Source organism: Roseivivax halotolerans, from assembly GCF_900115815.1.
Lineage (GTDB): Bacteria > Pseudomonadota > Alphaproteobacteria > Rhodobacterales > Rhodobacteraceae > Roseivivax > Roseivivax halotolerans.
In genome coordinates, this window is record NZ_FOXV01000016.1 from 65963 (window position 1) to 78282 (window position 12320).

Consider the following 12320-nt stretch of genomic DNA (forward strand, 5'->3'; position numbering starts at 1 on the left):
AGATCTCTGCACCATGTCTCCTCGAGCGTGCGGCGAGGGACGCACAAACCGAAAGGCTGTGCGTTTGGCATGGAAAGGGCCGCTGCGGCAACAACAAAAGACGCACGGCGCGTAGCGTCACCGATGAGTTGCGCCCTCAGAGCCGTTCATTTCAGTCAGAGAAGAGCTACACTTACACAGCTTCGAAGAGAGCAAAACTCTCTATACCGCTACGGACCCGATCGGAAGAATCTGGTGGTTTCCCCCGCCCTCAACGTCGTTTGAACAGGGGCGTCGGATCGTCAAAGCCTGAATGCCGTGCTTTGTCCAAACAAGACCAACCCGTCCTCAGCTAACCACTTCAGAGGTCCGACCCGACAAAGCCAATATCCGGTCGAGATCGAACGTCTCGCGCACCTGGGCGACCGCGTCCGGCATCAGTTGGTTGTCCTTGATGTGCTTGCCCCTTTGCCCAGAGCCTTTCCGGGTACTCATGTTCTCACCGTTGTTATAGCTATAGATCGCCGCATCGAAGGGAATAGGGGTCAGGGGCAGGCCGCTCGCCTCCATCCATTTAACCAATCCCTTGTGGGACGAATGGCGCATCAATTGCTCGCGCCACAGCTTGGGCTGGGATCGAAAATCGAAACGCACGAAGCTTGAGGATCCGCACAAGCGCCAGAAGGGCTTGCTGTTCGGTATCGCCGGATCGCCCAACTGCCCGAAATGGCCTTCATCGAGATCCGCCATGATGCCGCGTTCGACAAGATAGCCTCGGCCGTTATTGTCGGAATGGATATACGCGACCGCCTCCGGGTGGACGAGGTCGTCTCCATCCCACCGAGCGTAATAGCCGTCCTCGCCTGAGTGATTGCGCAATGCGGTGTCGATGAGCATGACGCGCTTGTCACCTTGATCGTAACCGAACACGCCTTTTTCCAGGATCGGCAGCTTGATCTTGTTGAATTTGACGAAGCGAACCTTCTCATCGAACTCGATCCTCTCGGGCCGCGTCTGGCCGCAAATGTAAACGACCCACCGGTCGCTTGTCTGATTGCGGATTGAGGCGATGGTCCGCACGAGGTTGCGTTGCACCTGGTTCCAATCATTCGCCCGTCTTTTACCAATCAGAGGGATGGCGAATATGACAAGTGGATCTGAAGATGGGGATGTTTGAGTTATTTTTGACTGCCAAGCGGCACCGATCTTGGCGCGCTCGGAGTCTCCGACTTTTCGCTTCTTGAATAGTCTTTTCAGCATCTTGCGTTTTTCACTTTTTCGGACAGACGTCGCCAAGCACGAATTTGGATTTTTGACGCAATAGATCAGATAATCCCGACATGCATGAGATGCGCGTCTTTTGGCAACGAGGATATGTGCTGTGATTCTATTTGCCACCCGGCATGATGCTAACGGCCGGGCATAGCAATGCTAAGCTCAAAAGGTGGCGGTCGCTTCTGGAGAAATCCTCTGCTATACCCTGATTACCGCCCCCTTGCGTATCCAGAGATGATTGGCAGAGCCGCTTCGGCCAGTCACAGCCTCGACTGATTGACCCGTTTCGACAGCTGCGACGCACTTTCTACACGCTCGGAATATCGGTCTGTCAGGGCAGCCGAGCGGCCGCGCACCATGTAGGTGAACTTCATGAGCTCCTCCATCACATCGACGATGCGAAGGTAAAGAGGGGAGGGGCGCATCCGGCCTGCCTCGTCGAACTCGTCCCAGGCCCTCGGCACCGATGATTGGTTCGGGATCGTGACCATACGCATCCAGCGCCCAAGGATCCGCATTTGATTGACAGCGTTGAAGCTTTGCGAGCCGCCGCAGACCTGGCAGACCGCCAATGTCTTGCCTTGCGTCGGGCGCACTCCGCCCAGCGATAGCGGAATCCAGTCGATCTGAGCTTTCATCACAGCCGACATCGCGCCGTGACGTTCGGGCGAGGACCAGACCATCCCTTCGGACCATGTCGCAAGCTCGCGCAGTTCAACGACCTTCGGGTTATCGGCTGCGGCGCCGTCGGGCAGAGGCAGGCCGGTGGGGTCGAAGTGACGGACCTCCGCGCCCCAGTGAGCCAGCAGTCGGCCCGCCTCTTCGGCGACCAGTCGCGAATAGGACCGCGCGCGCAGAGAGCCATGCAGGATTAGAATGCGCGGCGCGTGACCATCATCGTCGCCGCTTGCGTACTCTCGGAAGTCGATTGGTTGAAGCTGGTCGGGATCGATATTGGGCAGGTCAGTCACGGGATCACCACCTCTCCGTCTTCCTTGGTGAACGGGCCGATATCGGGGTTCTCGAGGATCTCGAGTACCGTTTCGGACGGCCGGCAAAGCTTCGTGCCTTTTGCGGCGATGACGATGGGACGATTGATCAGGATCGGATGCGCCATCATCGCATCGATCAGATCGGTGTCCGAGAGCGTTGGGTCGTCGAGCCCGAGCTCATCGAAGGGTGTGCCTTTCCGGCGCAGGAGGTCGCGGGGCGAAAGACCCATCTCGGCGATGAGCGCGATCAGCCGCTCTCGGCTTGGCGGAGTCTCGAGGTAGAGGATGATTTCCGGCTCGGACCCCGACTGCCGGATCATGGCCAAAACGTTCCGCGACGTGCCGCAGTCCGGATTATGATAGATCGTCGTCATAAATCATGCCTCGGGAAACCGCCGGCGGGTGCGGTTGGCGAACGCGACGAGGGAAAGCATCACCGGCACTTCGACGAGCACGCCGACGACCGTCGCAAGCGCAGCCCCGGAATTGAGCCCGAAGAGGCTGATCGCAACCGCGACGGCGAGTTCGAAGAAATTCGACGTCCCGATCATCGCGCAGGGCGCGGCGATCTTGTGCGGCACGCGCAGCCACCAGGCCGCGCCATAGGCGAGGGCGAAGATACCGTAGCTCTGGATCAGGATCGGTACGGCAATCAGCAGGATGACAAGCGGCCGGTCCAGGATCACGCTGCCCTGCAAGCCGAAGAGGATCGCAACGGTCGCTACGAGCCCGATGATCGAGGCGGGTTTCACACGCGTGGTGAAGGCGTCGACCCTTGCCTGGCTTCCCAGCAAACGCCGCGTGATCAGCCCCGCCGCGAGCGGCAGCACGACATAGAGAAGCGTGGCAAGCACCAGCGTCTCCCACGGCACCTCGATCTCGGTCACGCCGAGCAGCAGCGCGACGATGGGTGCGAAAGCGAAGATCATGATGAGATCGTTCACAGAGACCTGCACGAGCGTGTAGGTCTCGTCGCCGCGCGTCAGTTGAGACCAGACGAAGACCATTGCCGTGCAGGGCGCCGCGCCCAGGAGAATAAGACCGGCGATGTATTGCGCGGCATCCTCGGGCGCGATGAACGGCGCGAAGACCACCTCGAAGAAAAGGACGGCGAGCCCGGCCATCGTGAAAGGCTTGATGAGCCAGTTCACTGCCAGTGTGACGAGCAGACCCTTGGGTTGCTTCGCGACACCCGCGATTGCGCCAAAATCGACGCCGACCATCATCGGGTAGACCATCGCCCAGATCAGCACCGCGACGACGAGGTTGATCTGCGCCACCTCGGCGGCGGCGATCGCCTCGACGAGACCGGGCGCGATCTGACCGATGGCAATGCCCGCGATCATGGCGAGCGCCACCCAAAGGCTCAGCCATCGTTCGAAGCCGCCCATCGCGGGCGCGGCGGAATGCGTCGTTTCGGCCAATATTGTCTCCTGTCGAAAGGAAAGCCCAAGGCATGTCTTCTGCGTGTATGCTCCAGGCCTGTGGCGCTGATGTATAGGTGATAGGGACAGTGCCTCAGGCGTCGGCGCCAGCGTCCAGTCCCGCAATGCGATCGACAGCTTTCTGCAGCGAGATCCGGTCCAGCGTGTCAAGCGGCAGCGCCGTGAACGCTGTGATGCGATTGCGGAGCGCGCCATAGGCCTGCTGGAATGCGAGGCTCCTCTGCGCCTCGGTGCCTTCCGCCTTGACCGGGTCGGGCATGCCCCAATGCGCGCTGATGGGCTGGCCGGTCCATGCCGGACAATCCTCGTTGGCGGCTTGGTCGCAGACGGTGAAGACGAAATCGAGATCCGGCGCGCTGGGACCCTGGAATTCGCTCACGTTCTTCGCACGCAGGACCGAGACGTCATGTCCCTTGTCCTTCAGAACCGAGAGCGCGAAGGGATTAAGCTCGGAATATGGCCGCGTCCCGGCAGAGAAGACCTCGAAACGGTCGCCCGCTTCCTTGCGAAGGATGGACTCAGCGAAGATCGACCGGGCGGAATTACCGGTGCAGATGAACAGGACGTTGAATTTCCGGTCAGACATGGGTTTGGCTCCATCACGCGAAGACGAGGTGAGAGACAGGCAAAGATCCGGGCGCCCCCGGCAGCAATCGAGAAACAGGGTGTCGATCATCGTCTGCGCCCCATCGAGGTTCGCGCTGTAGAGCAGCGACGTTCCCTTCCGGCGCTGCGTCACAAGCCCAGCTTGCGTCAGGGCGCTCAGGTAGGAGGACAAGGTCGATGGCTTTATCCCGAGCGCTTCAGCGATTTCGCCGGCTGGCACCGCATCCGGAACACGCCGTATCAACAGGCGAAAGATCGCAAGCCGCTGTGTGTGGCCGAGGGTGGTGAGTTTAAGAACGACATCTGATTCCATATTTCGAGAATATATGAAATAAATGAAGCGACAAGCGACGATTATCGGGCGCGGCTGTCGGTCAGCGGCCAGCGACGACTTTTACCAAGAAAGAAGGCCGGTCGCGGACCCTACCGGCTTAGGATAAGGCGTGCATCGAAGACATCGGGCTGGTCGGTTCGCAGGACTGTCACATCCCGCTGTTATCGGCGCAGGCATCATCCAATCGGGAGACCACCATGAAATCCACGACTTGTATCGCCTTTGTCCTCGCTCTCGGTGCCGCACCCGCGCTCGCGCAGAACCCCGAGGACGTGACCGGCACGCTCGTGCTTTACACCTCGCAGCCCGATCAGGACGCGCAGACAACCGTCGATGCCTTCAACGAGGTCTATCCGAATGTCGAGGTGGATTGGGTCCGCGACGGCACGACCCAGATGATGGCTCGCCTGCGCGCCGAGTTCGAGGCCGGCCAGCCGCAGCCCGACGTGCTTCTGATTGCCGACACGGTGACGATGGAGGCGCTCGAGCAGGAAGGTCGCCTGATGGCCTATCCCGAGGCGGATGTCTCGGCCTACGATGCCGGCCTCATGGACCCAGAGGGGTACTATTTCTCGACCAAGCTCATCACCACCGGCATCGTCTACAACACGGCCGCCGAGATGGTCCCATCGAGCTATTCCGACCTTCTGGATGAGGCTGCGACGAACAACATCGTCATGCCGTCTCCGCTGGAATCGGGTGCCGCCACGATCCACATGTTCTCGCTGACCTCGATCCCGGAGCTTGGCTGGGACTATTATCAAGGCCTCGCCGACCAGGGCGCGATCGCCCAAGGTGGCAACGGCGGCACCTACCGCGCAGTTGCCGGCGGGGAGGCACTTTATGGCTTCGTGGTGGACTTTCTCGCACTCCGTAACATTCAGGACGGCGCACCGGTGGGCTTCGTCTTCCCCGAAGAGGGCGTCTCGGCAGTGACCGAGCCTGTCGCGATCCTGGACACGGCCGAGAACGTCGAGGCAGCCCAGGCGTTCGTCGACTTTCTGCTTTCAGTCCAAGGGCAAGAGCTTGCCGCCAGCCAGGGCTACCTGCCTGCGCACCCGGACGTGGCCGCGCCCGACTACTTCCCCGACCGGTCGGAAATCCAGGTGATCAACTTCGACCCGGCTGAGGCGCTCGCGAACGATCAGCCCTACAAGGAGCGCTTCGCCGACATGTTCGGCGGCTGATGCGGGCGCGTCTTGACGGTGAGCGGCTTGCGCTCGCCGCCCTCATTGCTGCGGCGGCAGGAATATTCCTGCTGCCGCTGTCCCGCCTTCTCTGGACCGGCCTGTCGGGCGGGATCGGACCGCTCGCCGAGGCGCTCGAGAGTGATGCGACCCGCCGCGCGCTCTGGAACAGTCTCGAGAGCGGACTTGCATCCGCGCTGCTCGCGCTCGTTCTCGGCACCGCGCTCGCCTTTGCCATCGGGCTGACAAACCTTCGCGCCAAGGGCATTCTAGTCTTCCTGTTGCTCCTGCCGATGATGATCCCGCCGCATGTAACGGCGATCTCGTGGATTCAGGCGCTCGGGCCATCGAGCCCGGTCCTTGGCGCTCTCGGGATCGCGCCCGAAATCGGCGCGGCCCATCCGCTTTATTCGCGCGAAGGGGTGATCCTGCTGTTGACGATCCAACACACGCCTCTCGTATTCCTCGTGATGCTGGCCGCGCTCCGTGGCCTGCCGCGAGAGGTCAGCGAGGCCGCCCGGATCGCGGGCGCCCGGCCGGGACGTCTTTTGCGCCGCATCCTGCTTCCGCTGCTCGCGCCGTCGCTCGTCGCGGCCTTTGCGCTGGCCTTCGTCTCTGCGCTCGGGAATTTCGGCATTCCCGCGCTTCTTGGCATCCCCGGGCGCTATGTGACGATGCCGGTTCTGATCTGGCGAAGGCTCGCGGGCTTCGGTCCGAGCGTGCTGACGGACGTGGCGGTGCTCGCCATGATCCTCGCGCTGATCGCTGTTTTGTCCGTGGCGCTGCAGACCTGGCTTCAGAGGATCGTCCGCGCGGGCCTGATCGGTCCGCCGCAGCCGGCCCTCGCGATCGGGCTTGGCCGGGCGCGGCCGCTTTGGGAAGGCGCTCTTGCCATCTTCGTCGTGGCCACGCTCGCCCTGCCACTCATCTCGCTCGTGGCGACGGCGCTCGTGCCGACCTACGGTGTGCCGCTTACGCTGGCCACGATCACTTGGGACAACTTCGCCGAGGTCATCTTGCGGCAGGACGCGACCGCGCGCGCTTTTGCCAATTCGACGCTTATCGCGGGTGCGGCCGCGCTGACGCTTGCCGCGCTCTCGGCGCTCGTGGCCCATTTCGGCGCGCGGCGCGAGCGCGCCGGCCGCGCGACCAGCGGGATCACGATGACCTTGGCAGAGATCAGCTACGCCATACCGGGTCTCGTGATCTCCATCGCCTTCATTCTGGTGTACATCCGCCCCGTGCTTGGCACGGGCCTATCACTCTACAACACGCTCACGCTGATCTTCCTCGCGTATCTCACCGCCTATTTCGCGGTTGCGCTGAAGCCGGTCGCAGCGGCCGCTGGGCAACTCGACCCCGCGCTTGATGATGCCGCGCGGGTCGCAGGCGCACGCTTTGCCCGGCGTCTTTTTCGCGTGCATCTGCCGCTCATGGCGCCTGCCGCTGCCTCGGGCGCGATTCTCGTCTTCCTGACCGCCTATAACGAGATCACGGTCTCGGCGCTCCTTTGGTCGCGCGGAAATGAGACGATCGGAACGACGATCTTCAATTATGAGGACGGCGGCTACACGACGCTGGCAGCGGCGATGTCCACGATCACAGTATTGGCAACGGTGGTCCTGATGACGCTACTCGACCAACTCGGGCGTCGATTGCCCCCCGGCGTGGTGCCCTGGCGCCTCTGACGGTGGCTCCGGAAGAACCCAGCCACCCGTGATCGAGAGGTCCAGCACCTCGCCGTTTGCCAGGCGTCGCCTGCTTGAAACAGGCAGAGCCTCGCCCAGCCCATCGACTTCGACCAAAGCCTCCCACATGCCGCCGCGATAGAATACCCGATCAAGACGCCCGCGAAGCGGTCCTTCGCCAAGGCGCACGTCGTTTGGACGAATAACCAGCGTGACCGGGCCAAGCGCTGTTTCTTCGGGTGCATTTACCGCGATGTCGTGCGCCGCCACGCGGGCATGACCGGAGCCGGAATAAACCCCGGGCAAGAGCGCCGAGCGGCCGATAAACCGCGCGACCTCTGCCGTGGCAGGGCGATCATGCAGATCCTCGGGCGTCGCCACCTGCAGAAAGCGCCCTTCGCCCATAACGGCCACGCGGGTCGCGAGCGCCATCGCCTCGCGCTGATCGTGGGTGATGTAGATCGTCGTGGCACCGGCTCGGGCGTGAAACGCGGCGATTTCTTCTTCCATGCTGGCGCGCAGATGCGGGTCGAGGTTCGCGAGCGGTTCATCCATCAGGATCGTCTTCGCGCCGCCTGCGAGGCACCGGGCCAACGCGACGCGCTGCCGCTGTCCGCCCGAAAGCTCAGCCGGTTTTCGGGCGGCGAATTCCGTCAACGCCACCGTGCGCAGGTGGGTCTCGGCTTCGCTCCGGGCTACGTTGCGCGCGCGGCCGGCGCTCTCGATCGGAAAAGCCACGTTGTCGCGCACATCCATATGAGGCCAGAGCGCGTAGGACTGGAACACGACGCCGACATCGCGATCTTCGGGCGGAAGGTGCCTGCCCGGCGCAGAGACGGTGTTTCCATCAAGCTTCACCTCGCCGCCGTCCGGGCGCTCCAACCCGGCAATCAGTCGCAACAGCGTGGATTTCCCGCATCCCGAAGGACCGAGCACGACGAAGAACTCGCCCGCTTCGATGTCGACCGTTACGCCTGCAACGGCGTCCCGGCCGTCATAGCTCTTGCGGAGATCTGAAAGAGAAATTGGCATGACATTCTTCCTCGGATCACTTTCGCTGGGAGCAGGTCCATAAAGGATGGGTTATAGTTACCATCTGCCCGAGTGACACGATATGCCCCGCCCTTGGCTGAGCCACACAGTGATCTTGATGTCACTGCTGAAGTAAGCCCTGCAACCAAGGTCGCCGTTCGCAGGATTCTGTCAACGCTGCGTGTGTGTACAACCATCGCAACATTCCATCGGAGTGTCGAATATGCGCCTCTAAGCCACGCTCCGTTGGCGCAACAATGCTCAGCAATGACAACTGGATGACATACCAGCACAAGTAGAAACATCAGGACAAAGTTCATTGCCGAGACCGATGAGATTGGGCAGATGGCCGCGGTTTAGTCGTTTGGCTCGAACAGCAAGATCGCACAGCCGATCAAAAGAACTGACCTCAAATTGATAGATGTTGTCCAATCCAGTTTTAGAAAGGGCATTCCAATCTGGATCAATAACTCCTTCGGAGAAGCTGTGATGCGGCTTCCGCTCTCAGGGCCAACGTCGCTTTTGGGCCGTCCGTGAAGACGGCCCAGCTTGTTACATTTCCACCGCCTCGGAAATTGCCAGCGCATCCTCCAGCTCAACGCCGAGGTAGCGGACAGTGCTGTCCATCTTGGTATGGCCCAGCAAAAGCTGAACCGCCCGCAGGTTTCCTGTCTTGCGGTAGATCTGTGCGACCTTGGTTCGCCGCATGGAATGGGTCCCGTAGGCACTCGGCTCAAGGCCGACCGAGGTCACCCAATCGCGCACGAGCCGGGCATACTGGCGCGTCGAAATGTGCAGACGCTCGTGAAAGCGCCCGGGCCAGAGATACTCGGAACCGATCATGGCTGGATCCTGAAGCCACGCTGCGATCGACCTGCGTGTGCCCTCGGTGATCTCGAACCGCACCGGTTGCTTGGTCTTGCTCTGGTTGACTGATGTACGCTCTTTGACCTGTCCGGCCGCAAACACGTCCGCCACCTTGAGACTGACGAGATCGCATCCGCGCAGTTTGCTGTCGATGGCAGTGTTGAAGAGGGCGAGATCCCGAACCCGGTTAGCGATTTCGAGGCGCACGCTAATGGCCCAGACATGTTTCGGCATAAGCGGTCGTTTCTGGCCGACGATGCGGCCTCTGTTCCAGGCTGATCTCCGAAGGCGGATGGCAGGGAGGTTTGTGGTGGGCATGGTGGATCCTCCGGTCCGCCCCATCCTCCGCAACACCGACATCATGTCGGCAGGGCGATCCTACCACGCTACCACGGGAGCGCTGCACGAATGGCTGCTCGGAGCCCAAACTGACCGATACTGCAGTTGGAGCGAATATCGGCTAACCCAGTCGTCTCTCCAAGCTGTCAAAGGCTTGGCTCCAACCACCTTCGCCGGCCGATCCCTCCGGGACGCCAACATGCACCATTTTCATTATCGTTCTGCCGTCTTCTTCCGACAGTTCTACAATGACTTCGGTGATGTCGGGATGCCCGTCGGGCATGCCCATCGCTTGTGGCGAGATCAGCGTTCCGTCTTCCTCGCACATGCTTTCGGTGTAAACGAGGCGGGTCGGTTCTCTGATTTCCTTGAATACACCGATGAACCACATCGACATCGAGCGCTCTGGAGATTGCATTTCCATGCAGACCTTGCGTGTGCCTCCGATCGTCAAGTCCATCTCGGCAACAGGGACCGACATACCGTTCGGGCCATACCATGTCTTGAATAGATTTGGGTCAGTCCACATACGCCAGACGTCCTCGATTGGCGCGTCGAGATGGCGCTCGATCTTAACCCAAGATTTTTCATGGCTCATCTTTTGTGTCCCTCATCGTGGCCAGAATGTCGTTCATGGCGTCGAACCGTGCGTCCCAGATGTGACGATATTGATCAGTCCAGCCGACCACAGTCTTCAATGGGTCGACGTTGAGCCTGCATGGTCGAAACTGAGCGTCGCGCCCGCGAGAAACTAACCCTGCCTTCTCCAAGACCCGAATATGTTTGGATATAGCTGGCAAGCTCATATCGAAGGGCTCGGCGAGGGCATTCACCGTCGCCTCGCCCTGCGTCAGACGCGCAAGTATCGCCCGTCGCACCGGGTGCGCCAAAGCTGCGAAAGCTGCATCAAGTTGGCTGTCCTTCTCCATGGCTCACTTATTAAACTTATTTGTTAATTAGTCAAAGGGTTTAATACCGTCCTACGCAAAGTAAGTGCAAACTGAGTGAGGTTTGTCGTTTGTTAGTGGACGAGAAAAGACCGCTTTGTCCGCAGAGCGTGAGTTCGGGGATGCCTCGATCTCGCGACCGCGGCGAATGATCGGGGCGATCGGCCGCGCCTCGGCATCGATAGTAGAGGTGAACGGCAGCTGTGGGCCGATCTCGACGAAAACGGCGCAGGTCAATGCGCTCACGGGCAGCTTCTCAGCAATCCATCAACTCGCGCAACAATCGTCTGGGATGACTATGTGAAAAAGGTCGGATGCCTCTTCGGTCCTCCTAAACCCAACCGCCTCACCTGCGGCGGTAGAGCCATAGCACGACAGGTGCCAGGGCCATCGTCAAGACGACCGGCGCGATCAAGGCGAGCCCGATCTGCGACAGGCTGGCTGTGCCTGACATCAAGCCTCGCAGGGCAGTCGTCATCAGGGAGACCGGGTTCACCTCGACAAAGCTGCAGAGCCAGCTTGGCATCGTCGCTGGATCGACCATGATGTTGGAAGCGAAGGTGATCGGAAACAGGATAGTAAATCCCAGCGTCATCACCGTCATCGGCGTTCGCACCAGAAGACCAAGTACGATGAACACCCAGCCCATGCCAAAGCCGATCGTCAACAGCATGGCAAAGGCCGCGAGCGTGCCAATCAGACCCGCTTCCGGACGGTAGCCAAGGGCGAGCCCGATGCCCAAGATGATCCCGCCGGCGATAAGGTGGCGCAGGACGTCCCCGACCATCAGACCTGCGAACGGGGCAAGCGACCAGATCGGCAGGGTGCGGAAGCGATCGAACAGGCCCTTCTGGAAATCCGTAGATAGACCCATGCCGGAGTAGACCGAGTTGAACACGACGGTCTGCACTAGAATTCCCGGCAGGAAATACTGCAGATAGTCGCCCGTCGATCCCGCCAGCGCTCCCCCGAAGACGAAGGTGAACAGGAGTGTAAACATGATCGGCGTCATGATCAGGTCGAACAATTGTTCCGGCACATGGCGGAATTTCAGGATCGCGCGCCAGCCAAAGACCAGCGCGTTTGACAGTGCTCCGGGCGGGGTCGGCGGAGGAACTCGGCGAAGCGCCGCTATGCCAGGTGGTCCGGGCTCGGGAGCTTTTACATGGCCCCGAGGGACCGGCGCGTCCGCAGTCAGATCGGTCATGAGTGGGCCCTTTCTCTTTCGGACACCGTCTCAGAGGCCGAAGTCTCTGGCGTGCCAGTCAGGGCAAAGAAGACCTCGTCGAGGCTCGGCGCGCCCATTCGGAAGTCGGCCACCGCGAACCCGCCGGAGATCAGCGCCGCGACGGCCGCATTGGCCGCAGATGCATCGCCCGCCAGCACCGACAGCTCGGCACCCTCCGGGCTGCGCTGCACCGCGCTTCCGAGATGCTCAGACAACAGGTCCGCCGCAGCCTCGATCTGGCCGTGGTCGGCGAGCGAGACATGCAGGACGCCCGAGCCGGTGGCCGCCTTCAGTTCGCGGCTGGTACCTTCGGCAATCTTGCGCCCGTGGTTGATGACCGCGATCCGGTCCGCGAGTTGATCAGCCTCCTCGAGGTACTGAGTTGTGAGGAGGATTGTCAC

At 61.1% G+C, this 12320-nt stretch carries 13 protein-coding genes; 2 read left to right on the forward strand and 11 right to left on the reverse strand.

What is annotated here, in order from left to right; translation table 11 throughout:
* Positions 1–327: 327 nt before the first annotated feature.
* From BM171_RS16830 to BM171_RS16850, 5 genes are all read right to left on the reverse strand, one after another.
* A complete protein-coding gene (locus BM171_RS16830; RefSeq protein ID WP_139218731.1) occupies positions 328–1239 on the reverse strand; it encodes a glycosyltransferase family 2 protein in 912 nt (303 codons plus the stop codon).
* Positions 1240–1514: 275 nt separating this feature from the next.
* A complete protein-coding gene (arsH, locus tag BM171_RS16835) occupies positions 1515–2225 on the reverse strand; it encodes an arsenical resistance protein ArsH (protein WP_093015172.1) in 711 nt (236 codons plus the stop codon).
* A complete protein-coding gene (gene arsC / locus BM171_RS16840; protein ID WP_093015175.1) occupies positions 2222–2620 on the reverse strand; it encodes an arsenate reductase (glutaredoxin) in 399 nt (132 codons plus the stop codon). Before arsC ends, arsH begins: the two co-directional genes overlap by 4 nt.
* Before the next feature lie 3 nt (positions 2621–2623).
* On the reverse strand, positions 2624–3637 hold the full coding sequence (gene arsB / locus BM171_RS16845) for an ACR3 family arsenite efflux transporter (RefSeq protein WP_093015219.1): 1014 nt from the start codon (positions 3635–3637) through the stop codon (positions 2624–2626).
* 127 nt (positions 3638–3764) lie between these two features.
* Entirely contained in the window at positions 3765–4610 is an 846-nt protein-coding gene (locus BM171_RS16850; RefSeq protein WP_093015178.1) for an arsenate reductase/protein-tyrosine-phosphatase family protein, read from the reverse strand.
* Positions 4611–4828: 218 nt separating this feature from the next.
* Here BM171_RS16850 and BM171_RS16855 point away from each other — a divergent pair, with 218 nt between their 5' ends.
* Positions 4829–5818 (forward strand): ABC transporter substrate-binding protein, encoded by a 990-nt coding sequence (locus tag BM171_RS16855; RefSeq protein ID WP_093015181.1) that lies wholly within the window; start codon positions 4829–4831, stop codon positions 5816–5818.
* Positions 5818–7506, forward strand: coding sequence for an ABC transporter permease (locus BM171_RS16860; RefSeq protein ID WP_093015184.1), 1689 nt, complete (start codon positions 5818–5820; stop codon positions 7504–7506). The genes BM171_RS16855 and BM171_RS16860 overlap by 1 nt, the downstream gene beginning before the upstream one ends.
* Here the strand turns inward: BM171_RS16860 and BM171_RS16865 are convergent.
* The 6 genes from BM171_RS16865 to BM171_RS16895 all read right to left on the reverse strand — a co-directional run.
* Positions 7450–8538 (reverse strand): ABC transporter ATP-binding protein, encoded by a 1089-nt coding sequence (locus BM171_RS16865; protein WP_093015187.1) that lies wholly within the window; start codon positions 8536–8538, stop codon positions 7450–7452. The two genes, BM171_RS16860 and BM171_RS16865, sit on opposite strands and share 57 nt — an antisense overlap.
* A 552-nt stretch (positions 8539–9090) precedes the next feature.
* Positions 9091–9723 carry a tyrosine-type recombinase/integrase gene (locus BM171_RS16870; RefSeq protein ID WP_093015190.1) on the reverse strand — a complete coding sequence of 211 codons (633 nt, stop codon included), beginning with the start codon at positions 9721–9723 and terminating at the stop codon, positions 9091–9093.
* 142 nt (positions 9724–9865) lie between these two features.
* Complete coding sequence (locus BM171_RS16875; RefSeq protein ID WP_093015193.1) at positions 9866–10342, reverse strand: SRPBCC family protein; 477 nt, start codon at positions 10340–10342, stop codon at positions 9866–9868.
* Complete coding sequence (locus BM171_RS16880) at positions 10332–10673, reverse strand: ArsR/SmtB family transcription factor (protein WP_093015196.1); 342 nt, start codon at positions 10671–10673, stop codon at positions 10332–10334. The genes BM171_RS16875 and BM171_RS16880 overlap by 11 nt, the downstream gene beginning before the upstream one ends.
* Before the next feature lie 364 nt (positions 10674–11037).
* Entirely contained in the window at positions 11038–11898 is an 861-nt protein-coding gene (locus BM171_RS16890) for an ABC transporter permease (RefSeq protein ID WP_093015202.1), read from the reverse strand.
* On the reverse strand, positions 11895–12320 hold a 426-nt coding region (locus BM171_RS16895; RefSeq protein WP_245760315.1), incomplete at its 5' end, for an ATP-binding protein DrrA1-3 family domain-containing protein. The genes BM171_RS16895 and BM171_RS16890, both read right to left, overlap by 4 nt.